This window comes from Lacticaseibacillus hulanensis (assembly GCF_004010095.1).
In the GTDB taxonomy this organism is placed as follows: Bacteria; Bacillota; Bacilli; order Lactobacillales; family Lactobacillaceae; genus Lacticaseibacillus; species Lacticaseibacillus hulanensis.
This window is the reverse complement of record NZ_RRYD01000021.1, coordinates 23,169-49,945: the sequence shown is the minus strand read 5'-3', so window position 1 is coordinate 49,945 and position 26,777 is coordinate 23,169. Positions and strand designations below refer to the sequence as shown.

Here is a 26,777-nt window from a genome sequence, read left to right as displayed (position 1 = left end):
CACGCAAGGTCCTAGGCTGGAAGACGCCATCAGAAGTTTACCTGGGTAAAAAGTTGCACTTGAGTTGACAATTCGTCTTGCCCGGTGTCTGTTGTTTTACCCCGCATCGGCGTACACTTAGGGCACACAAAGCGATGCGGAGGTAGGGCGATGACGGCAGTTGATGATTACCTATCGCAGTACACGGGTGTTCGGCGCGCACGGCTGGAGCAGATTTACGCGCTGCTGCGGGCAGAGTTGCCCGATGCAACGGTGAAAATCAGTTACGGGATGCCGACGTTCTGGCAGCAGCAGAATCTGATTCACTTTGCGGCGTTTCGGCACCACATCGGCATTTATCCTGGCGCGGATGGGATAGCGCACTTCGCCGAGCAGCTGCAGGATTGGCCCCACAGTAAGGGTGCACTGCGGTTGCCGGACGACCGGGAATTACCGCTGGATTTGGTTCGGGCGCTGGCGCAGTACCGGTTGGCACAAGTGACGGGCAACAACGTTTAACGTGAAGGTGAGGCAAAGCGATGATTGATGACGGGGAAAAGCCATGTCCATATTGTGGCGGAACCGAGTTTGTGGAAGGTAAACAGGGCGGCTACGGGGCCGTGCTCAATGCTAATAGTGTTTTTAACAATGGCGTTCCGTTGTACCTCGTGTTATGCACAAACTGTGGTACAGTCGTGCGGAGTTACGTCCGCAAAGTTGATAAGATTCGGCAATGGAGGGAAAAATGATGACAAAGATGACCTGGCGTAGATTCGGAATTATTATGCTGGCGGCAACAACGATTCACGGTGTGCTAACGCTGATGAACATTGCGCTGGATGTGACCGATGAGGAGAAGGCTGCATCCGCCCCCAATCGGGATGCTGACAAGCAGGAATAACGACAACAAGAGGCGATGGTTGATGACCCAAAATGGTCCAGTTAATCACCGCTTTTTTAATGCAAACGTCGGCGCCGTGTTGTGGCCATTTTGCTAGGGCAAGTTGGTGCAATTTGTGGTTGCCTTAAAGTCCGCTTTAAGGTGTAAGCTGAATGCATCAGGTTAAGGGGAGGATATTTAAATGGCGAAAACAATGATCGCTTATTATTCGTGGTCGGGCATAACGGCCGCGGTTGTGCGGCAGGTGCAGCGGGTTATCGGCGGGGAGCTGGTTGAATTGTCCGTGGCGCCCGGGACGTTTTCCGCAGACATGAATCAAACTAGCGAGATTGCGCAGCGTCAAATCGCAACGGATACACTGCCAGAATTGACCAATCCGTTGCCACCGCTGGATGCGAAGACCATTGTGGTGCTGGCGGGTCCGGTGTGGTCGGACGCGCCATCCACGCCGGTGCGCCAGTTCCTGCGCCAGGTAGCGGGAAGTTCTGCGACCTTTGCGCCGCTATACACGGACGCCGGTAGTGGCAAGCACTATGAGGAGTCGCTGCGCGCGCTGGCTCCAAATCTAGCTTTTGTCCCAGGGCTTGAGGTGACTGGCAGCGCGGCGGACGCGACAATTCAATCGTGGTGGGATTGCGTGCTGGCCGCGAAATAATGTGCGTTATTGGTCCACTTTCGGTACACTGGAAGTGGCAATTTGACGGTATCAATGGCGGCGACTGCTACGACAGCCGGTTTCCGCTGATCAAGGAGGACAATATGAAAGCAGCAATTTTTGTAGAACCAGGGAAGATGGTCGCACGCGACCTGCCGAAGCCCCAGGTGGAATTTCCCACTGATGCGGTAATCCGTATCGTGCGCGCGTGCGTGTGCGGGTCGGATTTGTGGTGGTACCGCGGAATTTCCAAGCGTACCGGCAACGAACCGGTCGGACACGAGGCGATTGGCGTGGTCGAGAGCGTCGGGGATGAGGTCACGAATGTGCAGCCCGGGGATTTTGTCATCGTTCCGTTCACCCACGGTTGCGGTCACTGTGCAGCGTGTCTCGCTGGATTCGACGGCGACTGCCTGAACTTCAAGCATCAGGGCAGCCCGGTTGGATACCAAGCCGAATACCTGCGCTACGAAAATGCCAACTGGGCGCTGGTTAAGGTTCCTGGTCAGCCAAGTGACTACACGGACGAACAGCTCAACGACTTGCTCGCGCTGTCCGACGTGATGGCGACGGGTTTCCACGCCGCCAAGTCCGCCGAGGTTCACCCCGGGGACACGGTCGTGGTTATGGGTGATGGTGCCGTTGGTCTGAGCGGGGTGCTCTCCGCGAAGTTGCTCGGCGCAAGGCGCATCATTGCGATGAGTCGTCACGAGGACCGGCAGGCTGTGGCCCGTGAGTTCGGCGCGACGGACATCGTGCCAGAACGCGGAGATGAGGCTGTGGCCAAGGTCATGGCACTTACCGATGGTGCCGGCGCCGATGCTGTGCTCGAGTGTGTCGGCAACGAGCAGTCCGTAGCCACGGCGGTGCAGGTTGGCCGTCCTGGTGCGGTGGTTGGCCGTGTCGGGATTCCGCAGAAGCCAGAGATGAACACCAACAACTTGTTCTGGCGCAACATCGGTCTGCGCGGCGGTATTGCTGCAGTGACCACGCACGACCGTGAGGGGTTGCTCGAGGCAGTCCTGAACGGGAAAATTCACCCCGGCAAGGTCTTCACGCAGCGGTTTGACCTTGACCACGTACAGGATGCATACGCGGCAATGGACCAGCGGACGGCGATTAAATCACTGCTGATTATCAGTGAATAAAACAACAAAGGCAACTTTTTTCGCCCAGTGCGAAGAAAGTTGCTTTTTTTTGCAAAAAGTCCTTGCCTTAAAGTTAACTTTAAGGCTTAAGCTAGGTTCATCAAGTAAGCCAGATGCCGTCAGCACGGCGCTTACATGAAACTAGACTCGGAGGCTGTAATGCAAAAACATAAATTTGGGTTGGTGCTGCCAATCATCTTAATTAGTTACTTCATGATTCTTTTAGATAACTCCATCGTGTTCACCAGCACGGTCAAAATCGCCGCGGACCTGCACATGGACGCGCAGAGCCTGTCGTGGGTGACTAACGCCTACGCGCTGACCTTTGGCGGCTTGCTCATGCTCGGCGGCCGGGCCGGAGATATTATCGGGCGGCGACACGTGTTCGTTAGCGGGTTGGTGCTGTTCACAATTGGTTCGCTGCTTGTGGGGCTGGCACAGAGTGGTCCCATGATCATCGCCATGCGCGCACTGCAGGGTGTGGGCTCGGCCATTTTGGCACCGACCACGCTGGCGCTGCTTATGGACAACTACACCGGCAGCATGCGTACCCGGGCAATCGCGTACTATGGGGCTACGGCGGGAATCGGGGCGAGCTTTGGTCTAGTTATCGGCGGCCTGATTGCCAGTTACCTGTCCTGGCGCGATGGGTTTCTGCTGAACGTACCGGTGGGAATTGCCCTGCTGATATTGACGCTACGTGTGGTGCCCCAGAGTAAGGGTCAGGGCGGCCGTCTTGGTTGGGTCGGAGCAGTCACCTCGGTCGTTGGTTTTGCCGGCCTGATTTATAGCATTAACGGTACGTATGCCCGAATGCTCGCTGGTATCATCGCTGTGATTTTTCTGGCTCTGTTTGTTTGGGCGGAGTATCGCAGTGTTAATCCGCTGATGCCGCTGCGGTTGTTCGCTGACAACGAGCGGAGCAGTGCCTACATCGCACGGTTCTTCTACCTTGGTGCCATGATTTCGTACTTCTTCTTGGTGCCTCAAGCAATGCAAAACGTGTACGGCTACACGCCACTGCTGGCGGCACTCGGATTCCTGCCCGAAACGGTGCCACAGTTCATCGCGGCCACGGTGCTCGCGCGGCTCAACAACCGGTTTAGTAACAATCAATTGCTGGTGACCGGCGTCGTTATCACACTCACGGGTCTAATCATGGGTGCGGTGGTCGGAATTCACGGTGGTTACTTCTGGGCGCTGGCGGTACCGATGGTCATCATCGGGATTGGTCAGGGGCTGAGCCTGAGTCCGCTGACCGTGGCCGGGGTGGCTCACACCGACCCGGACATTGCGGGTGCGGCGTCGGGTGTTGTTAATACTGCGCACCAAATCGGCGGTTCATTCGGCCTGTCCGTCATTGTGGCACTCACCAGTGGCTTCGCCCAGGCGGCGGTGAGTTACAACCACGCGGCGTTGCTGATGGCGGGGTTTATGGTCATCGCGCTACTGGCAACGCTGAACATTTTGCGGACGAAACATTAGGAGGACGGGAGGAAGCACTATGAAAATTATGCTAGTTGGCGCCACCGGTTCATTGGGCCGGGTGACGCGGCGGGAATTGCTGACGACGACCGACGCACAGCTGGTGCTGGTGTCTAGGCACGCGGCGAATCTGACGACCGATGATGCACGGGAGCGAGCGCTCAACATTAACGTGCTAGACGGTGTGGTACTGGCCAATGCGTTGATTGGAGTGGAAGCGGTCTTTGTGGCACTCAGCGGGGACCTGACAGCCATGGCGCGCAGCATTGTGATGGCGATGACAGCAGCGGGGGTATCCCGACTCGTGTTTATCTCCTCAATGGGCATCTACAACGAAATTCCCGCAAGTGTCGGCGCTCGGGGTAACTTGGCGCACAATCCGATGCTGGGGCCATACCGGGAGGCGGCGGATATCGTTGCGGCGTCGGGCCTCAATTACACCGTGATTCGCCCTGGATGGTTTGACAACGGCAGTGACGATTACGTTGTCACCCGTGAATGCGAACCATTTGGCGGCCACGACGTTTCCCGGCGCGCGATTGCCCGGTTGGCGGTGGCCGCACTGACCGATGCACAGCTGTACAGTCACGAGAGCGTCGGCATCAACCGGCCATAATCAAGTCAGTCAAGGTTAGCCAAAATGGACGGACTGGAGGATAATTAAACTATCAGTCAACGGATACGGAAGAGGGGACGGCAAAATGAACATCAAGGAAGCTAGTGCCAGGACGGGAGTGCCCGCCGCGACGATTCGCTACTATGAAAAGGAAGGTCTAATCCCCAGCATTGACCGCTCGGCGGCCGGGGTGCGGGAGATTGACGACCGCATTATTCGCCGGATTAACTTTGCCAAGCAGATGCGCAGCGCGGGGATGAGTATCGAGGCGCTGCAACGATACATCCACCTGTTTGACGCGCAGGAGAATAACCTGACGGAGCAACGTGCGCTCTTGGCGGAACAGGTCGGAATCATGGAAGAAAAGCGCGACGACCTGCAGGCGGCCATCGACCACTTGCACTGGAAGCTGGATCACTTCGATGACCACATGGTGGCGACGGAGGAAGAGCTGCGAAACCTGGAAAAGCAGCACTTGGATGACCTAGGCGACTAGGCGCTAAACAAATATCAACTGACGGCCACTGTTCATTTTGATGATAGTGGTCGTTTTGTTTTATCTGCCTGCCATATATGGCTTTTTTCACGGTCAAGGTATACACTATCGTTCCATGACAAAATTGGGAGGCGGTATGTTTGGTCCAGGAAGATAATGATCTAAGGTTCTGGGTGCACCCGGATGCGCGCTTTATTCTGCGGGCCGCGGTAATTTTGCTTCACGGCGATAATGTGCTGGTGACACCCGAGACGGGCGATGCGCAGCGGTATAAGTTGCCCGGCGGTGCCGTCAAGTTCGGTGAGTCCGGCGTGGTCGCCGCCAAGCGGGAGCTGCGGGAAGAGCTGCGGCTGACCGATGTTGAGCTGATACCGGCAGGGACCGTCGAGGCGTTTTACAAGTTTAACGGTGCTGATATTCACCAAATCATTCTGGCCAGCCGCGCCCAGCTAACGGACACCCAGGCAGCAGCGGTGACCCGACTTGATTTGACAACTGTGGGCCTTGATTCAGACACCAAACTTGCCTGGCTGCCGGTCAGTCAGGTGCGTGAACGGTTATTGCCCGATGCGCTTGGTGCGCTGCTGTCTGCGGCGATACCGTACCAACACGGAGTTAGTTATCGGTGAGTTTTAGCCAAACCAACTTATATGACATATAGCAGGACCACCCGGCAGTGGCTCCTAAGCTTGAACAGTTAATTTCAAGCCTAGGAGTTAATGCAGGAGTGGTCCTTTTTTTTTACCAGTATCTTGCTCATCATTGACTAGAGGTAATAATAAAAATAACGACTAATAGTTAACTGAAGAAATCAATAAGAACAATTTTCACGATGAATCATTACCTTAATTCAGCTTAATGGCGCCAGCGACCAGCTTTTTGGTTGCGTTTTTGCAACGTTTATCATTTACATAATACATGCCTATTCGATTACAGCTAAAAACAAAAACACTTTATTACTTGTGACAGTTAGCGCGAAGCTCACTTGGTATATTTGATTTGGGAGCATTACTTTATCAATGAGCAATCATAAATCTAGTAATGTGAGCTTTACGGCAACTGTTGGCGTGCGCCACGCACGCGGAGAGGAATTGTGAGGTGTAATAATTATGCGGAAATTAACTTCGAATAGGAAGCAATTATTTGGTGAGGAAAAGCGGCATTACAAGCTATACAAGAGTGGCAAAACCTGGAAGTTAGCCGGGATTGCGGTTATTTTCTCTGCTGGGCTCATGCTGCAACAAACAGGCATCGTGCACGCGGCGGGCGAGACCGACCCTAATCCAACTAGTCAGCAGGCCCCAGCTACTGAGGCGGATAATCAGGTTGCCGAACCAACGCAGGAGCAGGCCGATACTGCCACGCCGGTTAGCGTTGGTACGGTTAGCGTGGGCAACGCAACCAAGGTTTATGACGGCAAGCCAGCCGACAACGCGACCTACACAGTGACACTCAAGGCCGGGATGATTGCACCTGCTGGTTGGTACACGACGGATAAGGCGGACACCTACCGCGTGCTTGCCAGTTCGGGTGACCTCGACTTTGGCACCAACACCGACGTCGGCTCCTACGACGTTAAGCTCAGTGACAAGGGACTGGCCGCGGTTCAAGCAGCCAACGATGGCAAGTTCACGGTGGCAGCGGACGCTGTGACTGGCGGCAAGGTGACAATCACGCCACTGGATGCCCCATCAGGCTCGGTTAAGATTGCTGATGCCAGCAAGAATTACGACAACGATGCGTCCACGGATCCGACCAGCTACACCGTGACGCTCGCGGATGGATTCGTCGCACCAACCAACTGGACCAAAAATGCGGATGGCACGTACAGTGTTCCACTATCTTCCGGTGACTTGGAAGCCAACATCACTAGTCAGCAAGCGGGCCACTATCAGGTTAAGCTGTCCAGCGTCGGGTTTGCGCACCTGAACGAATTGAACCCGAACTACAAGCTTGTGGACAGCAGCGTCACGAGTGGGACTTTCCAAATCGCCACACACAACAACGCGGTTCTGGGAACGCTCAGCATCAACAACGGTAGCGCGCTGCCAGCGACAGCCAAGGTCACGATTAACGACCGGAACGTGTTGGTGCCGAACGATTGGCAGGTAGTTTACGACAACACGGGGCAGAATTCGGTTGTTTACAACGTACCGATTGCTAGCTTCGATACTGCTAGCGTTGATACGGCAACGAATGGGACGTATTCCCTGAAACTCAGCGCGGCAACCTTGGCCCAGCTCAATGCGGATAATCCGGACACCACGTTTGACGATACGACCGTGCAGCCCGGCAAAGCGACAGTGCACGAACCAAGTACTAATTCGCCGTCTGTGGGCCCAGCTAACTTTTTCGTGATACCATCTCCGGAATCGAATCTGAACCTGGTGGCAGGCTCCTCGCTCAAGCTGTCGTTACCCATTAATCACTTTAATGATTATGCCTCACTATCCATTCCCAATTTGACAGAGTACTTGATTATTCCGGCTGGTTTCCAGATCGCGCAACAAGACGCTGATGGGAAAACGGTGGCTGCGTCTAATCCGGCACAAACATTGCATGATGAACTCGAACACGCAATGACATCAGGTGAAAACGGTGCGAAAATTCTAACGTATAGTGGCTTTACCGTTGACCAGGTGGCAGATTATAACGGTCGGCAGACGTTCAGACTCCATTTCGACACAATGGATAATAAGCCGGGTGGTATGTTCAGCATTACGATTGTCTCTGACCCAAATGCACAATCGATGAGTGGCTTCATGGGCACAAATGCTGGTTCAATGGACAGTTCAGTACTGTACGTCACCGACAATTATGAGGACACTAAGGGTGGCTACAAGCTGACCCTTTCAGGTTACACTGATGTGCCAGAAGTCGCGGCCAGTCTGGGGTTGGACAACGCAGCGGCCCTCAATACAACGTACACTGGATTTGTCTACCCGTACTCCCTGAATGCCGTTAAGATTGAAGACACGTACAAGTTGGTGGACGGGCAGGGTAACAAGGTTGGCGAGGATGTCAAGACTGCCGGGACCGCGGGGGATGCCTACGCAACCAGCAGCGTGGTCCCACAAACCATCAACTTCGACGGATCACAGTATGAGATTGCGGCCGGCGCGGTGGCAGCCCTGAACGTCTACCCAATCGTGACGACAAGGGTCACTGACCCAACGCAAAACGCGGCGGGTAACACCTACACCGTTGTTTACCAAAAGGTGCTGGACACCGGGGCTGATGGAACCCACGTGACCGTGAAGAACATTACGCACGTTCACGATGGCAACACGCCCGACGAGTACACCGTCACCCTGCCCGATGAGCTGGTGGCGCCGGAAGATTGGTCCAAAAACAATGATGGCAGCTATACCATTGAGGCAGCAAGCGCAGACCTCGATTTGAGCGAGATTAGTCCCGACATCGGTGAGTACCCAATCACGCTCAGCCAGCAGGGTCTAGTTAAGCTGGCGGCGGCTAACCCGAACTATCTGTTTGATAGCAACATTGTCACAGGCGGTACGCTGACCGTGACCCCAGGCCAGGGCGTCGTCAATGTCGTGTACGTTGATGATGACGCAGACGGGAAGGTTGTCCAAACCGACCCACTGACAGGTACGGAAAATACGACCGACAGTTACACGGTCAGTGTGCCACTTTTTTACGAACTGGCAGAAAACCAGGCCAACAAATTCGATGTGACCTACCAGTTTGGTGAAGCCGGGACGGTCAAGGTGCACCTGAAGCAGGCGGAAGCACAGCTAGTAGTAAAAGTGGTTGATCAAAATGGTAATCCGCTGAGGGCCACCCAGACCATCACGCTGCACGGTGCGTCCAAGGGTACTGCGCAAGGCGCGGATATCAGTGCTCCTGGTTACACCATTGCGGACTTGCGCCAGGTGATTGTCAACAGGGGTGACGGTACGACTGAGCACCCATTCAACGTTAATATCCTTTCTGCTGACAACGAAAACAACACATTAACCATGACGAACCTAATTTTGGGTAATATGGGTTCAGGGACGCTCAACGCTGAGCAAATGGGTAATCCCGCATCGGCAAGTGATTACCTGGCCCTGAAGATGCTTGGTGACTACCAGCCGCTCGCGTTCGGCCAGATTCCAACGATTTTCGACCAATCCCTGTACGCCTTTAGCAGTGAAATTGCCATCGTCTACGCCACCAAGGCCGACGCCACCATCAAGTTTGTCGATGATGACGCCGATGGGGCCCAGGTTGGGGATGCCATCACGGTGAAAGGCACGGAAGGCGATGCGTTCACCCAAGATTTGACCGTTCCTTCAGGTTACCAGCTAGTTGATGATACCCAAACTGCGGTCAGTGGCACCCTCACAACCGATGATACGGATAACATCACGGTGCACCTGACGCACAAGCACACGCAAGACGCAGTCACCACGACCAACACGGTGAATTACACCGGGCTTCCAGCAGACAAGGCAATCGAGGCGCACACGAGCCCAGTAACATGGACGACTGATCACGATGAGGCCACCAATACCACGAGTTATACACCAGATACGCTGACGCAGGAGGTGGACAGCCCAGCAGTTCCGGGTTACACACCGGATAAGGTGACAGTCGAATTCACCATGGCCGCGCTTGATTCTGGGACGCCGGCTGACCAAACCGTGACGGTGACCTACGTTGCGGACGCACAGTTCACCCACATTCAGTACGTGGACGACGACCGGGCGGAGGCGCCAGTTGGTGACACCACTAAGCTGACTGGGAAGACGGGTTCAAGTACTGACTGGACGGCAGTTGCGCCGGATGGTTACGTGCTGGCCAAGGACCAGCCGGCAAGTGGCACGTACACCTTTGCGGCCGCAGATAACGCGGACATCGTTGTGCACCTGACGCACAAGCACACACTGGGTAGCCTCACGACCACCGGCACCGTCCACTACACGGGACTACCAGCGGATAAGGCAATTACTGACGGCAAGGCAACCATCAACTGGGGCACAGACCATGATGAAGTCACCAGAGTCACCATCTACACTCCAGAAGAAGCGGCCAAAACAATTTCAACGCCAACCGTTACGGGTTACACACCAGATCAGGACCAAGTAATCTTTGCGGCAAGAACAACCAATGAATTACCAACTGACCAAACAGTGATTGTTAACTACACTGCCAATGCCCAATCCACCCACATTCAGTACGTGGATGATGACCGCGCAGAAGCGCCAGTTGGTGACACCACTAAGCTAACTGGGAAGACCGGTTCAAGCACCGACTGGACGGCAGTTGTGCCAGAAGGATACGTGCTGGCGAAGAACCAGGCAGATAAGGGCACCTACACCTTTGCGGCAGCGGACAATCAGGATATTGTTATCCACTTGACGCACAAACATGAGCTTGGCACGTTGACGACCACCGGCACTGTGCACTACGCTGGTCTACCAGAAGGCAAAGCGCTGGATAATGGTACGGCGACAATTACTTGGGGCACCGACCGGGATGCGGTCACCAAGGTCACCATCTACACGCCAGAAGAAACGAGCAAAACAATTGCGACGCCAACCGTTGCGGGTTACACCCCAGATCAGGAACAAGTAACCTTCGCCGCAAGAACGACTAACGAGCTGCCAACTGATCAGACCGTCACGGTGACGTTCACTGCTGATGCCCAGACAACCAACATTCAGTACGTTGATGATGATGCAGACGGCGCTCAAGTTGGGTCACTAAAAGCCATTAATGGAGTGACCGGTGCCAAGGTTGAGTGGGTTGCTTCCGTACCGGTCGGCTACCAGTTGGCTGACGGTCAGGCTGACTCGGGTACGTACACATTTAGTGCAGAGTCGAATTCGAACATCATCGTTCACTTGGCCCACAAACACGTTGTGGGAAAGATAACCACAACCTTCACCGTCAACTACGTGGGCCTGCCAGAGAACTTGGCTGTTCCTTCAAGTGTTAGCCAGATTGACTGGCAAACTGACAGCGATGTAGTGACGGGAGCAACAATTTTCAGCCCGGTTCAGGATAGCTTCAAAGTCGTGGCACCGCATGTTGCTGGGTACACGCCTGATGCACTGGCGCTGATGTACAATCCTCGCGCAAGTTCTGTCACCCCGCAGAATGTGGTTAAAACAATCACTTACACTGCAAGTGCCCAGTTAACGCACATTCAATACGTGGATGATGACCGCGCAGGCGCACCAGTTGGGGACACTGTCAAACTGACGGGGAAGACGGGTTCAAGTGTCGACTGGACGGCAGTTGTACCAAATGGTTACGTGCTGGCGAAGGACCAGGCAGACAAGGGCACCTACACCTTTGCGGCTACGGACAACCATGACATTGTTATCCACTTGGCGCACAAACACGAATTTGGCACGTTGACGACCACCGGCACCGTGCACTACACGGGCCTGCCAGCAGACAAGGCACTGGATGATGGTACGGCGACAATCAACTGGAATACCGACCGTGATGCAGTTACCAAAATGACGTTCTACACGCCGGCAGAGACGAGCAAAACAATTGCGACGCCAAACGTTGATGGCTACACAGCAGATCAGGACCAAGTAACCTTTGCGGCACGAACAACCAATGAGCTACCGACTGACCAAGCAGTGATTGTGAACTACACTGCCAACGCTCAACTCACTCACATCCAGTACGTTGACGATGACCGCGCAGGCGCACCAGTCGGGGACACCGTCAAGCTGACGGGGAAGACGGGCTCAAGTGTCGACTGGACAGCAGTGGTGCCAAATGGTTACGTACTGGCGAAGGACCAGGCAGACAAGGGCACATACACCTTTGCGGCAGCGGACAACCAGGACATTGTTATCCACTTGGCGCACAAACACGAACTTGGCACGTTGACGACCATCGGCACCGTGCACTACACGGGTCTGCCAGCAGACAAGGCGCTGGATGATGAGACGGCGACAATCGATTGGAGTACCGACCGTGATGCGATTACCAAGGTAACCACCTACACGCCGGATAAGACTAGCGAAACGATTCAGTCACCAGATGTACCAGGATACACGGTTGATCAAAGTGAGGTAACCTTTAAGGCAACCCCAGGTCACGAACTGCCAACTGACCAAGTGGTAACCGTTGAGTACACGGCACTGCCAAAAGACGATGGGACAACACCGGGTGGTGACACGCCGACGGACACGCAAACAGACACGCCAACGGACACACCGACGGACACGCCGACAGACACACCAACGGACACACCGACGGACACACCGACGGATACCCCAACGGACACACCGACGGACACGCCGACGGACACGCCGACGGACACGCCAACAGACACGCCAACGGACACACCGACGGACACACCGACGGATACCCCAACGGACACACCGACGGACACGCCAACAGATACGCCAACGGATACGCCAACGGACACGCCGACGGACACGCCGACGGATACCCCAACGGACACACCGACGGACACGCCAACAGATACGCCAACGGACACGCCAAAGGGCTCCGAAGACACACCACACCTGCCAAGCACGTTTGGTGGTGTTGATCAGCCAGACGGCGACAGTACGACTGCCGGTAAGGCTTATGATAAGAAGAAACAATCGGTCGAAACAGCTTTGAAGACTGAAGCACACTCACTGCCACAGACTGGTGGCAGCAAGTCCTTACCACAAACTGGCGAGGCACAGAACAGTTTGCTAGGTGTAATTGGTCTGGCGATGATGAGTCTGGTTTCAATTCTTGGGTTCAAGACGAACAAACGCGAGGATTAAAACTGAATAGCCAAAGAAAGAAGTCATCCTTGGGTGGCTTCTTTCTTTGGCTATTGGAGATGGAATTATGCAGTTATTACCCGGGAAATAATTCACCACAACACAAGTGGAAAAATTTTCCTGAGGTGGAATGAACACTTCAGTTACGAAAATAGGAACGCCTTGTTCTAGTTAGGTTTCTAGAATCAGTGAAAATTTATTAGAAAGAAAGTAGTTTTCAATATATAGAAGACTGCCATGCGCACAATCTCGTGCACGTGGCAGTCTTTTTGTTAAGGCAGTGATCTTATAATCGAGATGGCCTTCCAGTAGTCATCATAGGCATGTTGCGTTTCCTCTTTGAAGTTCGTCCAGGCACGTTGCTGCTGGTCGGTAAGTTGGTAATGGTCCAAGGTAATCTCTCCAGCAATTTGACTGCGGATGGGCAAAACTTCAGTGTACAAAACCGTTCCCTGGCACTTGGGGTCGGCAATAACGCCGATGGTTTGGTTAATGCTTGCGGCAATTTCTAGACCAAATGTCGTTGGGTTGTTGTCACTGAAACTATGCATCAGGTCAATTAGCGCCGCCATGATGTGCAATTTTTCGTCAGGCATAAGCTCCCCCCTCCAAATAAACAAAGCGCTTACACAAATATATCTTTTAGTTACCGCGGTTGATTGTTAATGGCAAGCACTTTAACTCGCTAACCGTAGCGAAAAACACTACTTTCATCTCCTAAAATCGTTATTTATATGCCCGGCATCATACTCCTGGCACCAAAAGTATACTGTGCAACTCAATTCGGGCCGTCCTTTTTCCAGTTTTCCGCGGCAAATAACAATGTAACAAATGTAAAACTACTTAATTGGCTTCACTAAATCGGGACCAAACCAGCATTATTTGCTGTTTTGGCCCCGATTTTGTATTTTGTATTGTTAAGTTACACTTACGTAATGCTGACGTAATAATTCGATGTTAGTCTTGCATACAGTTACTTAAGAACGAAACGCGGAGGTATGAAAGTGAAGTCTACTAAATTATTATTTGCAGCAATCGCATCACTGTCATTTGCAACGGTGTCCCTGACAAATGTTAGCCCTGTTGCTGCCGCAACCAAATCAGAAATCACACAGGAAAACCAATCTATCCTGTCTAAAATTGAAGCAGAAGATAAGAAAAACGGCGAACTAGCTGACAAGGTTAGTGCAAAAAACGACGCCATCAACGCAGCTGACAAGAAGATTGACAGCTCAAAAGCAAAAATTGCATCCCTGAGTGACCAGATCGTCAAGGAGCAAAAGGAAGTTAAGGCTCGGACCACGGCCATGAAGAAGCAGCTGGTGTCCTTGCAGAAGGAAGCCGGCGATTCCGTTACCGGGAACGTCTACGTTGACTTTGTTCTGAACTGCAAGAACCTGACCGACCTCATTTCTCGTGGGACCACCGTCAGCAAGTTGAACTCAGCTAACCAGGACGCACTGCAACAGGTTAAGGACGCCAAGAACAAGTTGGCCGACCTGAAGGCAGATCAGAAGGCAACTGAGCAGACCCTTGAAGACACACGCACCAAGCTCGTGTCCGACAAGACCAAACTTGTTTCCCTGCAGAAGGACGCCAAGGCTGCCAGCGCTAAGCTGAACAAGATGCTTGAAGACAACAAGGATGTCCTTGCTGAAATCAGCGCCAAGGAAGCTAAGCAAGCTGCAGCAGCTGCCAAGAAGGCTGCCGCTACTGCAAGCAAGAAGGCTGATACCAAGATCGCTGAAGTTGCTGCGGCACCTGGTAAGGCAGCTAACGCAAACGCAAGTAGCAGTGCTGCTCCAGCAACAAGTGCAACGCTGACCAAGACGAGCTCTTCCAAGAAGTCCGCAAGTTCTTCTTCAAGCAGCTCAAGTGCCAGCTCCAGCAGCTCCAGCAGCAACAGTAGTTACAGCGCATCATACGGTAGCGCAATTGCCGCTGCTGAATCCCAGATGGGTAAGCCATACGTCTGGGGCGGTGCTGGTCCTTCCTCATTCGACTGTTCCGGTCTGACGATGTGGGCCTTTGCCAAGATTGGTGTTAGCCTGCCTCACTCCGCTGCGCTTCAGTCCCAGATGGGGACTCGCGTATCCGTAAGCAGCCTGCAGCCTGGGGACCTCGTCTTCTGGGGTTCACCTGCACACCACGTTGGTATCTACATCGGTGGTGGTCAGTTCATCCACGCACCACACACTGGTGATGTGGTTAAGATTACCAGCATCAGCGGCTACCGTCCTGACTACGGTGTTCGTCTCTAAACCAAATCAACTAATTAATAAAAGCCAACTGCAATTTCGCAGTTGGCCTTTTTGTTGGGTGCTGATTGATTAGCGTTTACGTTTGCCAGTCGAACCGGCCTTTTGCCAGACGGTTCCGGGTTGCGCGCCACCGTAACCGCGGCAGGCGGGGCAGATTATTGCTGTGCTTTAACGACGACTTCCCACGAGACGGTCCCACTGGCCATCAGCGCCTGGAGTCTGGAGAAGAGCAGGAGGAGCCAGCCGAACGCCAGCATGAACGCCTGAATTTCAAACGACGTCAAGGATGGGTAACCCAGCACGCGGAAGCCGAAGTTCAGGATGAAGAGCAAAACCGCAATTGTGTACGAAGTGATGAGGAATTCGCGGCTCACTTCGGGCAACAGCCAACGCACGCCGACAATCAGGATGAGAAGCAAGATGACGAGCATGCCGGCCGCCTGATCGTGCAGCCAGTGTGACGCCTTGTTGTTGGGAAAAATCCCGACGAGGGCGACGTCCACCGCGATGAGCGATAGGATGGTGCGCATGGTGAGCAGGCGCCAGCTGCGGGGATGACGTTCCTGCAGGGTGACGAAAATGTAGTCGATGAGGGTAATCATGAGCGCCGCGGCCATGATGAGGGTGAAGTTAAAGCGCCACGCATTACTTGACATGTCGGTCCCGAGGAAACTCAGGTTGTGCTGCCACCAGCGCCGGGTGCCGTTCGTGGCCATCGCAATTACCACGCCCGTGATAATTACGACCGTCCACAGTTGCATCAGCGTTGTGGCGTCAATCGCAATGGCGGCGAACACCATGAACGCATCCGCGATGAAGGTGAACAGCAAAAACATGAGGGCCGCGGTGAATTTGTCAAACGTCGCGCCGGGAAAGAGCACGTCGAACAACCACATGATGCCAAGCAGTCCGAGCCCTAGCATGATGGTGAATGACAAAATGATGGCCGGCAGATTGCGCCAGTAGATGCGTGCGGAGAACCGGCCGCTTTGATCATTGCGCGTTTTGATGAAGAAACCCGCAAAAAGCAGTGTCCCGGTAACGACGCCAATCCCGATGACAAAACTGGACACGGAGACGTCGCCGCTCAGGGGAATGGTGTGGATGCCTTGCAGTTGCCAGTAAATGTAGGTGCCGATTGTGCTAATCAGAGCAACAACCAGGGGCCAGACCAGGAACAGACGCCGGTTAGTCATGCGGTCAGTTCTACGTGGTTGAATGATTAACTTGTCATTTTTCACCACCATCTGCATCGGCGTCTTGCCGTCGATTCCCAGCTGTGTGCACACGGCGGCTGGCAATTTGATGGTTGTCGGTCTGGTATTATTCGTCAATTTTTGTATCCTCCAAGTCCTATACTGTTATCATTATACAGTTTGTCGCACCTGACGTAAGGCCCTGATTGGTTGACTTACTTACAATAAAATAGTAATATAAACGTTGCTGTTTTTGGAGAGGTACGGGTACTTCGGCATCTATCATCATTATTGGTATAGATGCTAGGCTACCGTGAGCAAGAGATGGGGGAATGAATTATGTTGAATCTGGCACTCATTGGGATTGACGATAACACAAAGAAGGTCTTGGCGGCAGCACGCGCTGATGGCCGCTTTCACGTGGCAGCGGCGTATGCGGACACGTTTGAATGCAGTGTTGAATTCAGCCTGCACCATGATATTGATACCATCTACATGGAAACAAAGGCACTGTTGAACCGGACGGATATCGATGTGGTCTATGTGTCCGCGGAGGTGCCACACGCGAAGTCGGTAGTCAAGCAGGCGTTGCGCGCTGGCAAGACGGTGTTGGTTCCAGACCGACTGGAACTGGGACTGCAGCACGGCGATTTGATTAAGCTGCCCACTAGTGATGGCGAGTCCTTTGATGCCAAGCTGGCGGTTGTCGCCACTGCGCTGAGCGAACCAATTCTGTCGCCATTTGACGAGACGCTGGTCTGCTAGCGGCATGGCGGCAGTTAGACGCTGGTGAACCGTGAGCTGATTATTGCTATATATTTCGCTAAAAAAAGTTCCTGCGACCACGCACCCGGTGTGCTGATTGCAGGAACTTTTTTCATTGCCAAGCGGGGCTGCAAGTTAATGCCGTAAGATATTCGCCATTTGCTTACCCTTGGCCACTTCATCAACCAGCTTATCCAGGTAGCGGACCTGCTGGGTCAGTGGATCGGTGATGTTTTCCACACGCACGCCACAGATGACCCCTGTGATTAACTTTGCGTTCGGGTTCAGTTGCGGCGCGCCCGCGAAGAAATTGGCCAGGGTCGCATCGGTGCGGGCAAGTTCGGCGATTGTATCATCATCGTAGCCGGTTAGCCACGTGATGACGGTGTTCAGCTCGGATGCAGTGTGTCCCTTGCGCTCGATTTTTTGCAGGTATAGTGGATATATTGAGCTAAACGTCATTTCGGCGAGAGTTTTACGGGCCATGGTGGCTCCTTTCCGGTGCGTTTACCTGCATTATCGCGGTTGCCCCTGCCAACTGTCAACAGTGGATAACTAGTGGCACGCAGGGCGGATTGCCGGTGGGAGCCGGACGCAATGCCGCAATACGTGAATTCTGACACCGCCGCGTATCGACAGGTGGATAAGTCCGCGCGTTTTTTCCCCTTAAGCACACGATGCGCACAGGGTGGGGATAGTTCTGGCGCTGCGGCGCACGAAAAAAGCCCCGGCAATGAGTGCCGAGGCTTCTTGATGATTCTTTGAATTAGTCGTTAAAGGTGCCGTTTTCGACGTCGCTGATGAACTCCTTCAGGTGCTTGAAGTAGACTGGTGCGTTGTCAATCATGTGGTGGTGACCACCATTAGGCGTGGTGACGAGGCGCGCATGTGGAATTACTTCGGCCATGCGCTGAGCGGAACGAACGGGCATGGTTTCGTGTTCACCGAACGTGAGCAGCGTTGGCACGGTGATGTTGTGAATCTGGTCGCGCAGGTCGAAGTCCTTGAGCTTCCCGGTGACAACGAATTCGTTGTCACCCTGGAATGCGCCGTAGACATCGGTTGCGGTGGTGGAGATCAGGTGCCGAATCGCGGTTGGCTGCTTGCGGTCAACGTAGCCGGCGTTCAGCACGTCCACGTACTTCTGGTACTGCGGGTCATCCCAGTTGCCAGCAGCTTCCTGTTCCTGCATGTACTTAACGGCGGATGGTGGCAGTGCCTCTTCCCGGCAGAGGTTAACGTGTTCAACGTATTCGTCGATGTTGTCAATCATGGAGGAGATGATTGCGCCCTTGAGGTGCTGGCCGTACTTCAAAGCGTACAGCTGCACGAGTGCACCACCCCAAGACTGGCCGATGAGGTAAAAGTTATCGAGGCCCATCTTCTGGCGAACTTCTTCAACTTCATCGAGGAAGTAGTCCGTGGTCAGGTATTTCTGGTTCTCTGGGTCGCTGTAGTCGGGCTGGTCGGAGTAAAACGAACCGAGCTGGTCGTACATATGTACCTGGACACCGAGGTCGGCGAGCTCTTCGCCAAAGTTTTCCCAGTATTCGTGCGTGCCGCCGGGGCCACCGTGAAGGCAGAGCAAATGGATATCGCCAGTGCCTTGCGTGTTGGTCCACAGGTGGTACCCATTATCAAGCGTGAGGATTGTGGTACCTTGCTTCATAGGTTTCACCTAGTTTCTTAAGATTGTCTCCATTTTAGCACAGTGCATGCCAAAACGTCGCAGCAAGCTCGCCCCATCGGTAAAAACATTGCGTCGTAAAACCGGCAGTGGTCGCGGGCAACATCCGGAATTTGCATAAGCCGGTAGTTTTCTGTAAAATAGACAGCATGAATTAAATACAAGGTGTGCACCAAGTTGGCGCGCACATACTGGTTGGACAGAAACGTTCAAGAATTCCCCTCAGCTTGGGTTGGCTGGGGCGGTTCTTGGGCGTTTTTTTGTATTTAGAGATTGCCACAGATAAAACAGAATCGTGGTGCAAGACCGCAAACGCGTGAAGTTTGCGGCGTGCACTGCGCCAGGAGGTCCCATGAATTTTGCCTTAACGCTCGCTTTAATCTTAATCACCACCACCATCGCCGGACATATTTTTGTCCGGCTCGGGCAGCCCGCCGTGATTGGCCAGATGCTGGTCGGAATCCTGCTCGGGCCCACGGTGCTGCACCTCATCCCGCTAACGCATACCATCACGATTTTTGCCGATTTGGGCGTGGTCGTGCTCATGTTCTTGGCCGGGCTCGAAACCGACACGGCGGGACTGAGGAAGCACCTGTGGCCGAGCGTGGCGGTGGCGACACTTGGCATTGCCGTGCCGGTTGGGACCACGTACCTGCTCGCCCGCGCCTGGAATCTGTCCCAGATGACCAGCCTGTTTACCGGCATCGTGTTCTCCGCGACGTCCGTGTCCATCTCGGTGGCCGTGATGCGTGAACTGGGTGTGCTCACCGGCCGCGCCGGTAGCATCATCCTCGGCGCCGCGGTGCTCGACGACATTGCCGCCGTCATGATGATGGGGCTATTCATGGGAATGACCGGTGATGGCGCCGGCAACATGGGCGTGCAGCTGTTGCTTCAGGCGGGCTTCATGGTCGCCACCTGGGTGATTGTGCGCTGGCTGGCCCCAATGCTCATGCGGCTGGCCAGTCATTTGCTGGTCCCGTTTGGCCGGGAACTGACCGGATTGGGGCTGTGCCTCTTGATGGCGGGGGTGGCCGAAGTGGTGGGCCTCAGTGCGGCGTTGGGCGCGTTTTTCGCCGGGATTGCGGTGAGTCAGACCAAGGTCCGCGGCGATGTTGCCCGCGCGGTGGACGCTATCGGGACCGGGATCTTCGTGCCCGTCTTCTTCGTCAGCATCGGTTTGCACCTGCACTTGGGTGCGCAAACCAACTGGCTCTTTGTGGCCGCCCTGACAGTTTTGGCCGTGGTTTCCAAGTGGCTGGGGGCCGGACTTGGCGCCAAGCTGACCGGTAGCTCCACCGTTCAGGCCAGTGTGATTGGTGCGGGGATGATTAGTCGGGGAGAAATGGCGCTGATTGTTGCGCTCATGGGCGAACGGGCGGGTCTACTGCCGGGGAGCGAGTACGACGTCATCATCGCCGCCATCATTTTGGCCACCATCATCGCGCCCTTTATCCTGCGCTGGCAGGTGCAGGTGGAGCGGCGAAAAGCGAATGGCTAAAGCGACTGGGGCACCGGTGCATGCGTCCGCTTTCATCACGCGCGTGTTTTTGCAGCTGTATATATAGTGGAAAATTGAGTTATAGGGGCAATAGTGGTATTATGTTATAACGATTTTATTTGTACCAATACACGTTGCATGACGCAACCGCGGGAGGATTTTCTTGACAGACGACAGCCGCATTTATGAACAAAAACACCTCGATAGCATTATTGATCAGCTTGCTGAAGCGGACGAACGTCTCAGCAAGGATGTTGATAAGAAGAAGACTGAAGAACGGAATTTGAACAGTAATTTCTTCAGTGACATTTCACTCAACTTCAGTGGGGATGCGGAAGCAAGCGAAACCGCCGCTTCAATCGAGCAGCAGCAGATGATGCTCGACGAACGGCGTCTCGCGTGGCAGGAAGCAAGCCACCGTCTTGAGACCGTCCGCTTGCTCAAGAAGAACCCGTACTTCGCGCGCATTGATTTTCAGGAGCACGGGGAAAAGCCGGAGACCATCTACATCGGACTCGGCAGCTTCACGAACAAGGCCGGCAAATTCCTCATTTATGACTGGCGTGCACCGATTAGCTCCATCTACTACGATGGCGAGCTCGGCCACGTGACCTACCAGACTCCGGATGGCCCGCAGTCAGTTGATGTGTCCCTCAAGCGCCAGTTCGTGCTGAAGGATGGCCGCATCGAGACCATGTTCGACACGAGCGAGACCATCGGTGACCAGATGCTGCTTGAAGTGCTGGGCGAGAAGTCCGACACGCAGATGAAGAGCATCGTCACCACGATTCAGCGGGAGCAGAACCAGATTATCCGGGACACCTCCGCTGATTTGCTGTTCGTGCAGGGGGCGGCCGGCTCCGGGAAAACTTCGGCCGTGCTCCAGCGCGTGGCGTACCTGCTTTACCGGTACCGCGGCAACCTGACCAGCAGCCAGGTCATCATGTTCAGCCCCAACCAGCTGTTCTCCGACTACATTGGCAACGTGCTGCCGGAACTGGGCGAACAGAATATGGTCCAGTTCACCTACTACCAGTACGTTACCCGCCGCGTGCCGAACATCGACGTGCAGAACCTGTTCGAACAGTTCGAGCAGGTGCAGTCGCCGGTGCAAAAGAAGGTGCAGCAGGTCAAAGAAAGCCGGGAATTCTTCAAGGCGACGCAGGATTACGCGACGAGCCTTGAACAACGCGGCGTGCGGTTCCGCGACGTTAAGTTCCACGGCCGGTCATTTTTTAGCAAGCAACGCATCGCCGACATCTTCTACAGTTACAACGAGAACTACCACATGTCCAACCGCATCACGGCCACTAAGGAACGGCTCGCGAACATGCTGAACCGGCGCGTTGAACCAGAGCTCAAGGCTGACTGGGTGCAGGAAATCATCGAAGACATGTCCGAAGAAGACCTGCGCATGATGCAATCCGATGCCCCCGGCGAATTCACGAGTGGGGATGATGAGAACCGCTTCTTGGCCCGCAAAATTGTGACGCGTGAATTCAAGCAGATTGAAACCGCCATTCAGCGCAACCGGTTCTTAAACGTGCGCGGTCAGTACGTTTCCTTCCTGCGGGCAATTCCTGAGCTAATGGATCTGGGTCAGTTTGGCCTGACCGCCGCAGACTGGCAAGGTGAGGTCGACAAGTTCGTGGACGCCTTCCGGAAGCGGCAGTTGTCCATGGCCGACGCAACGCCGTACCTGTACCTGTACGACCTGCTGACGGGCCGGCACGGGGACCGCAAGATGCGCTTTGTCTTCGTCGATGAAATTCAGGACTACACGCCATACCAATTGGCCTACCTGAAGACCAGTTTCCCGAAGGCCAAGTTCACGCTGCTCGGGGACCTCAACCAGGCGATTTTCTCCGGCGCCAAGGCGCGCAACCTGGTTGCCGACACCAGCAAGATGTTTGACCCCGAAAAAACGCGGGTGGTACAACTCACGCAGTCTTACCGGTCGACGGCCCAGGTGACCGAGTTCACTAAGGCAATTCTGAAGAGCGGCCAGCAGATTGTTGCGTTCAACCGGCAGGGACCACTGCCAACCATCAGTCTGCGCGACTCCGAAGAGCAGTTGCGGGCGCGGCTGCGCGACCAGCTGCAGGTCAACGACGCAGCGGGCCAGACCACGGCCATCATCGCCAAGACGCTGGAAGAAGCGGAGCAGCTCTGGACCGAGCTGAAGCAGGACGGGGTGCAGGTGACCCTGATCAAGTCCGAAAACCAGCGGCTAGTGCCGGGCACCATCATCGTGCCATCCTTCCTCGCCAAGGGACTGGAATTCGACGCAATCATCGTGTGGCAGGCAAATAAGGCGAACTTCCCGGGTGATGAGGAGCGTGAATTGCTCTACACGATTTGCTCCCGGGCAATGCACCGCTTGACCGTGCTCAGCACCCAGGAGCTGACACCGCTGCTGGCGGGGATGGATACTAAGCTGTACGAAAAGGACTAATTGCAGAGGTGGAGACTTTGGCTCTAGAAGCACAGTATCGCGAATTCAAGCGCAGCGAGTGGGCCCAGCTTCACGGCCGGCAGGATAAGACCGTCAGTACCGCCGAGCTCGACCAGATTCGCTCACTCAACGACAAGGTGGACCTGGCGGATGTGCGGGAAATATATTTGCCGCTCACTGAATTCATCCGCGTGCGTCTGCGTTCATTCCTGAGCACGGCGTACAACGATGCGACCTTCCTGCGCGATAACGCGGGGCACACCCCGTTCATCATCGGCATCAGCGGGTCGGTGGCGGTGGGCAAAAGTACGACGGCGCGGCTGCTGCAACTGATGCTGAGCCGCCAGCTCCCGCAGCTGAAGGTGCAGATGCTGACGACCGACGGATTCCTCTATTCGAACGCCGAATTGGCAAGCCGCGGTCTGAGTGACCGGAAGGGGTTCCCCGAAAGCTACGACATGCGCGCGCTGACCGACTTCCTGGTTGACGTGAAGCTGAACCGTAAAGCACTGGCGCCGCAGTACTCGCACGCCAGTTACGACGTCATCCCGGGGGCTTTCACCGAGGTTGATCATCCTGACATCCTGATTGTCGAGGGGATTAACGTGCTGCAAAAGGGGCACGAAAGTCCAATCTATTACAGCGACCTGTACGACTTCACGCTGTACGTGGATGCGGAACCAGATAACATCGAGCGGTGGTTCTTAGAACGATTCAACCAGCTGCTTGACCTGGCCGCAGATGACCCGAATGACTTTTACCACCAGTGGGCAATGGGTAAGCGGGCCGACGCGATGGCGATGGCCAAGGACGTCTGGCAGACGGTGAACCTGGCGAACCTGTACGATTACATCCTGCCAACGCGGGACCGCGCGAGCGTGGTGCTGCACAAGACAGCAACGCACGCAATCGATAAGGTGTACTTGCGCAAATTTTAAATCAAAATGGACTGCCAAGAGCAAATCGTGCTGTTGGCGGTCCATTTTTGAATTGTGGGTTTGGGCAGCGCGCTGGATAAACTGCTGAGTGTTTCTAAGCTGGCGGTTAACGCCACATGAGGATTTGCAAAAACCTGTTTCAATAACAGATGCGGGCGCTTTCTTTGCGCGGTGGATGATTGACCCTAGCGCGGATAACCGCTAAAATTAAAACAATCAAAAATAAAATTTAGGGAGTGTGAAACGTTGGCAACTGCGAACAAGGATTACGACAAGATTATCGTTCTTGACTACGGTAGTCAGTACAACCAGCTCATCACCCGCCGGATTCGTGAATTCGGTATCTACTCTGAACTGAAGCCCCACACCATTAGTGCGGCCGAGGTTCGGGAGATCGCCCCAAAGGGAATTATTTTCTCTGGCGGTCCGAACTCCGTGTACGATGAGGGTGCGCTTGGGGTTGACCCAGAACTGTTCGAACTCGGGATTCCAATCCTCGGGGTTTGTTACGGCATGCAGCTGATGGCCAAAGAACTTGCCGGTGGTCGCGTCGAATCCGCGGACAACCGCGAATACGGGCACGTGGACATCCAGGTGAACGAAGACACGAACCCAATCTTGTTTAAGGACTTGCCTGACAAGCAGTTCGTGTGGATGAGTCACGGGGACCTTGTGCGTCAGGCACCAGATGGCTTCGTTGTCACCGCCACCTCCAAGAACTGCCCCATCGCGGCAATTGCTGACGACAAGCGCAAGTTCTACGGGATCCAGTTCCACGCCGAAGTGCAGAACACCGAATTCGGTCACGAAATCCTCCATCACTTCGCATTCGACGTATGTCACGCTGAAGCTAACTGGTCCATGAGCGACTTCATCGACGACCAGATCAAGGCAATCCGCGCTGAAGTTGGCGACAAGAAGGTGCTCCTTGGCCTGTCCGGTGGGGTTGACTCCTCCGTTGTTGCCGCACTCCTGAACAAAGCAATTGGCGACCAGCTCGTCTGCATCTTTGTGGACCACGGTCTGCTGCGCAAGAACGAAGCTGCCCAGGTTATGGACAGTCTCGGCAAGGGCCTCGGTGTGCACATCATCAAGGTCGACGCGCACGAACGGTTCTACGCTGACCTGAAGGGTGTTACCGACCCAGAACAGAAGCGTAAGATCATCGGCCGCGACTTCATCGAAGTGTTCAACGCCGAAGCAGCCAAGCTCGACGGCATCGATTACCTCGCCCAGGGCACGCTGTACACCGACGTGGTTGAATCCGGGACCGACACGGCCCAGACCATCAAGAGTCACCACAACGTCGGCGGCCTGCCAGAAGACCTCAAGTTCAAGCTCATCGAACCTTTGAACAAGCTGTTCAAGGATGAAGCACGTGAACTGGGTGAAAAGCTGGGGATTCCGCACGAACTGGTTTGGCGGCAGCCATTCCCAGGCCCAGGCCTTGGGATTCGTGTCCTCGGTGAAGTCACCGAAGAGAAGCTCGAAATCGTCCGTGAATCCGACGCAATTCTCCGCGATGAAATCAAGAAGAACGGCCTCGACGAATCCATCTGGCAGTACTTCACTGTTCTGCCTGGCTTCCGTTCCGTTGGGGTCATGGGTGACGGCCGGACATACGACTACACCATCGCCATCCGCGCCATCACTTCCATCGACGGCATGACCGCCGACTTCGCCCGCATCGACTGGGACGTCCTGCAGAAGATTTCTGCCCGGATTGTCAATGAAGTCGGGCACATCAACCGCGTAGTGTACGATATTACGAGCAAGCCACCAGCGACGGTGGAATGGGAATAAAAGGTACATGTAAATTGAACCCGGAATGTTGATTTAACGGCATTTTCGGAAGATACAAAGGATACGATTGGCGGGGAAATTATTACGTTCCCCGCCAAAATCCCCGCCAAGTTTGGGCCGAATGAGGGCTGGACTGGTGGGGATTTTTAGGTTAGTTCGTCAGTCTGTGCTTATGTTCCTTACCGTTGTTAGAGCCACTAATATCAGCGGCCTGGGAGAGTTGCTTGCCAAAAAGTCAGTTTCGTACTACGATGCCAATAATCCGTAATCGTATATCTACTAACCCATTTTCTTTCTAAGGAGTTCACCATGTCTGAACAAACTGAACATATGCTTCCTGACATAATTTCCAAGGCCCTAGCGCTACCAGTCGTTCGCGTTGATCGGCGCACATTCTTAACCAAATTATTTCCGCATGCCACAGAAGTCGAGTTGATGTCGATTCTAAAAGATGGCCCGCAAGCCGTCTACACATTGGAGCAGCTGACTAAGGTTGCCCGTCACGTCGTCATGCACGATACCGAGAAGACCTCGGCGATTTCATTTGCCGCAGGATTGCCTTCAAATATCGCTGTCGCTGCTGGAACCGGCACAGCTGACCTCGTACAGTACTATGGTTTTGCCTTACGTATGGCCCAAAAGGTTGCTTATATTTACGGTCAAGAAAATCTCTTCACTGAAGAGGGAACATTGTCTGAAGACGGCGAGCGTGATGTCATGATCTATCTCGGTGTGATGTTGGGCGTAGCTTCAGCAAATTCCGCATTGATGTTTATCTCTAAGGGACTGAGTAATACACTAAGCAAGAAGTTCATGGCAACCGCGGTCACTCGCACAACGTGGTATCCGCTATTGAAAAAGATTGCCGGATACATTGGTGTCTCCGTGACCAAAAAAACAACCTCTGCTGTGATCTCAAAGTCACTCCCTGTTATCGGTGGCTTTGTCTCGGGTGGTCTGACCTTGATTACTTTTCGACCTATGGGTAACCGATTGATTAAAACTTTTGAAACCACACTCACAGCAACGCCTGACCAAATCAAGCAGGCACAAAACGTTATCCTCGAAGATATCAAAAAATCTTCAAACGAATAGGTGCGAGTTAGTAAAGTGAATTCGATTATAGTAATCCAG

The 26,777-nt window shown here is 54.2% G+C and carries 20 protein-coding genes; 16 read left to right on the top strand and 4 right to left on the bottom strand.

Annotation, left to right across the window (positions count from 1 at the left end):
- The first annotated feature begins 150 nt into the window (after nucleotides 1-150).
- The 9 genes from EKN00_RS06760 (at nucleotide 151) to EKN00_RS06720 (ending at nucleotide 13,037) form a co-directional block, all read left to right on the top strand.
- A complete protein-coding gene (locus EKN00_RS06760; RefSeq protein ID WP_127849375.1) occupies nucleotides 151-498 on the top strand; it encodes an iron chaperone in 348 nt (115 codons plus the stop codon).
- Between the two features lie 226 nt (nucleotides 499-724).
- Nucleotides 725-880 (top strand): hypothetical protein, encoded by a 156-nt coding sequence (locus EKN00_RS10840; RefSeq protein WP_164848059.1) that lies wholly within the window; start codon nucleotides 725-727, stop codon nucleotides 878-880.
- Nucleotides 881-1,061: 181 nt separating this feature from the next.
- Complete coding sequence (locus EKN00_RS06750; RefSeq protein ID WP_127849373.1) at nucleotides 1,062-1,535, top strand: flavodoxin; 474 nt, start codon at nucleotides 1,062-1,064, stop codon at nucleotides 1,533-1,535.
- A gap of 104 nt (nucleotides 1,536-1,639) precedes the next feature.
- Entirely contained in the window at nucleotides 1,640-2,683 is a 1,044-nt protein-coding gene (locus EKN00_RS06745) for a zinc-dependent alcohol dehydrogenase family protein (RefSeq protein ID WP_127849372.1), read from the top strand.
- 159 nt (nucleotides 2,684-2,842) lie between these two features.
- On the top strand, nucleotides 2,843-4,168 hold the full coding sequence (locus tag EKN00_RS06740; RefSeq protein ID WP_127849371.1) for an MFS transporter: 1,326 nt from the start codon (nucleotides 2,843-2,845) through the stop codon (nucleotides 4,166-4,168).
- Nucleotides 4,169-4,187: 19 nt separating this feature from the next.
- A complete protein-coding gene (locus tag EKN00_RS06735; RefSeq protein ID WP_127849370.1) occupies nucleotides 4,188-4,784 on the top strand; it encodes an NAD(P)H-binding protein in 597 nt (198 codons plus the stop codon).
- Nucleotides 4,785-4,869: 85 nt separating this feature from the next.
- Entirely contained in the window at nucleotides 4,870-5,280 is a 411-nt protein-coding gene (locus EKN00_RS06730) for a MerR family transcriptional regulator (RefSeq protein ID WP_127849369.1), read from the top strand.
- A gap of 140 nt (nucleotides 5,281-5,420) precedes the next feature.
- Complete coding sequence (locus EKN00_RS06725) at nucleotides 5,421-5,909, top strand: NUDIX domain-containing protein (protein WP_127849368.1); 489 nt, start codon at nucleotides 5,421-5,423, stop codon at nucleotides 5,907-5,909.
- A 480-nt stretch (nucleotides 5,910-6,389) separates the two neighbouring features.
- Nucleotides 6,390-13,037, top strand: coding sequence for an MBG domain-containing protein (locus tag EKN00_RS06720; RefSeq protein WP_127849367.1), 6,648 nt, complete (start codon nucleotides 6,390-6,392; stop codon nucleotides 13,035-13,037).
- Between the two features lie 272 nt (nucleotides 13,038-13,309).
- On the opposite strand, the gene EKN00_RS06715 is transcribed toward EKN00_RS06720, so the two are convergent.
- Nucleotides 13,310-13,633, bottom strand: a complete 324-nt coding sequence (locus EKN00_RS06715; protein WP_127849366.1) for a hypothetical protein — start codon at nucleotides 13,631-13,633, stop codon at nucleotides 13,310-13,312.
- 408 nt (nucleotides 13,634-14,041) lie between these two features.
- Here EKN00_RS06715 and EKN00_RS06710 point away from each other — a divergent pair, with 408 nt between their 5' ends.
- On the top strand, nucleotides 14,042-15,298 hold the full coding sequence (locus tag EKN00_RS06710; RefSeq protein WP_164848058.1) for a C40 family peptidase: 1,257 nt from the start codon (nucleotides 14,042-14,044) through the stop codon (nucleotides 15,296-15,298).
- Nucleotides 15,299-15,453: 155 nt separating this feature from the next.
- On the opposite strand, the gene EKN00_RS06705 is transcribed toward EKN00_RS06710, so the two are convergent.
- Nucleotides 15,454-16,632 (bottom strand): AbrB/MazE/SpoVT family DNA-binding domain-containing protein, encoded by a 1,179-nt coding sequence (locus EKN00_RS06705; protein ID WP_127849364.1) that lies wholly within the window; start codon nucleotides 16,630-16,632, stop codon nucleotides 15,454-15,456.
- Nucleotides 16,633-16,833: 201 nt separating this feature from the next.
- On the opposite strand from EKN00_RS06705, the gene EKN00_RS06700 reads away from it, so the two are divergent.
- Entirely contained in the window at nucleotides 16,834-17,259 is a 426-nt protein-coding gene (locus EKN00_RS06700; RefSeq protein ID WP_127849363.1) for a Gfo/Idh/MocA family oxidoreductase, read from the top strand.
- Between the two features lie 135 nt (nucleotides 17,260-17,394).
- Here the strand turns inward: EKN00_RS06700 and EKN00_RS06695 are convergent, their stop codons facing one another.
- Both EKN00_RS06695 and EKN00_RS06690 read right to left on the bottom strand, forming a co-directional pair.
- Nucleotides 17,395-17,745, bottom strand: coding sequence for a DUF2200 domain-containing protein (locus tag EKN00_RS06695; RefSeq protein WP_127849362.1), 351 nt, complete (start codon nucleotides 17,743-17,745; stop codon nucleotides 17,395-17,397).
- A gap of 280 nt (nucleotides 17,746-18,025) precedes the next feature.
- Nucleotides 18,026-18,928, bottom strand: a complete 903-nt coding sequence (locus EKN00_RS06690) for a proline-specific peptidase family protein (RefSeq protein ID WP_127849361.1) — start codon at nucleotides 18,926-18,928, stop codon at nucleotides 18,026-18,028.
- Nucleotides 18,929-19,298: 370 nt separating this feature from the next.
- Between EKN00_RS06690 and EKN00_RS06685 the strand changes: the two genes are divergently transcribed.
- From EKN00_RS06685 to EKN00_RS06665, 5 genes are all read left to right on the top strand, one after another.
- Nucleotides 19,299-20,447, top strand: coding sequence for a cation:proton antiporter (locus EKN00_RS06685; RefSeq protein ID WP_127849360.1), 1,149 nt, complete (start codon nucleotides 19,299-19,301; stop codon nucleotides 20,445-20,447).
- A 163-nt stretch (nucleotides 20,448-20,610) separates the two neighbouring features.
- Nucleotides 20,611-22,902 carry an RNA polymerase recycling motor HelD gene (helD, locus tag EKN00_RS06680; RefSeq protein WP_127849359.1) on the top strand — a complete coding sequence of 764 codons (2,292 nt, stop codon included), beginning with the start codon at nucleotides 20,611-20,613 and terminating at the stop codon, nucleotides 22,900-22,902.
- A 17-nt stretch (nucleotides 22,903-22,919) separates the two neighbouring features.
- Nucleotides 22,920-23,840: a type I pantothenate kinase gene (gene coaA / locus EKN00_RS06675; protein ID WP_127849358.1), complete on the top strand. Its 921-nt coding sequence runs from the start codon at nucleotides 22,920-22,922 to the stop codon at nucleotides 23,838-23,840.
- 246 nt (nucleotides 23,841-24,086) lie between these two features.
- A complete protein-coding gene (guaA, locus tag EKN00_RS06670) occupies nucleotides 24,087-25,643 on the top strand; it encodes a glutamine-hydrolyzing GMP synthase (RefSeq protein WP_127849357.1) in 1,557 nt (518 codons plus the stop codon).
- Nucleotides 25,644-25,952: 309 nt separating this feature from the next.
- Nucleotides 25,953-26,738, top strand: coding sequence for a hypothetical protein (locus tag EKN00_RS06665; RefSeq protein WP_003606599.1), 786 nt, complete (start codon nucleotides 25,953-25,955; stop codon nucleotides 26,736-26,738).
- The last annotated feature ends 39 nt before the right edge of the window (nucleotides 26,739-26,777 follow it).

Excerpts from the sequence above, each read along its gene's own strand:
- EKN00_RS06760 (WP_127849375.1), top strand. The coding sequence starts at position 151 with ATGACGGCAGTTGATGATTACCTATCGCAGTACACGGGTGTTCGGCGC.
- EKN00_RS10840 (WP_164848059.1), top strand. The coding sequence starts at position 725 with ATGATGACAAAGATGACCTGGCGTAGATTCGGAATTATTATGCTGGCG.
- EKN00_RS06750 (WP_127849373.1), top strand. The coding sequence starts at position 1,062 with ATGGCGAAAACAATGATCGCTTATTATTCGTGGTCGGGCATAACGGCC.
- EKN00_RS06745 (WP_127849372.1), top strand. The coding sequence starts at position 1,640 with ATGAAAGCAGCAATTTTTGTAGAACCAGGGAAGATGGTCGCACGCGAC.
- EKN00_RS06740 (WP_127849371.1), top strand. The coding sequence starts at position 2,843 with ATGCAAAAACATAAATTTGGGTTGGTGCTGCCAATCATCTTAATTAGT.
- EKN00_RS06735 (WP_127849370.1), top strand. The coding sequence starts at position 4,188 with ATGAAAATTATGCTAGTTGGCGCCACCGGTTCATTGGGCCGGGTGACG.
- EKN00_RS06730 (WP_127849369.1), top strand. The coding sequence starts at position 4,870 with ATGAACATCAAGGAAGCTAGTGCCAGGACGGGAGTGCCCGCCGCGACG.
- EKN00_RS06720 (WP_127849367.1), top strand. The coding sequence starts at position 6,390 with ATGCGGAAATTAACTTCGAATAGGAAGCAATTATTTGGTGAGGAAAAG.
- EKN00_RS06715 (WP_127849366.1), bottom strand. The coding sequence starts at position 13,633 with ATGCCTGACGAAAAATTGCACATCATGGCGGCGCTAATTGACCTGATG.
- EKN00_RS06700 (WP_127849363.1), top strand. The coding sequence starts at position 16,834 with ATGTTGAATCTGGCACTCATTGGGATTGACGATAACACAAAGAAGGTC.
- EKN00_RS06695 (WP_127849362.1), bottom strand. The coding sequence starts at position 17,745 with ATGGCCCGTAAAACTCTCGCCGAAATGACGTTTAGCTCAATATATCCA.
- EKN00_RS06690 (WP_127849361.1), bottom strand. The coding sequence starts at position 18,928 with ATGAAGCAAGGTACCACAATCCTCACGCTTGATAATGGGTACCACCTG.
- EKN00_RS06685 (WP_127849360.1), top strand. The coding sequence starts at position 19,299 with ATGAATTTTGCCTTAACGCTCGCTTTAATCTTAATCACCACCACCATC.
- EKN00_RS06665 (WP_003606599.1), top strand. The coding sequence starts at position 25,953 with ATGTCTGAACAAACTGAACATATGCTTCCTGACATAATTTCCAAGGCC.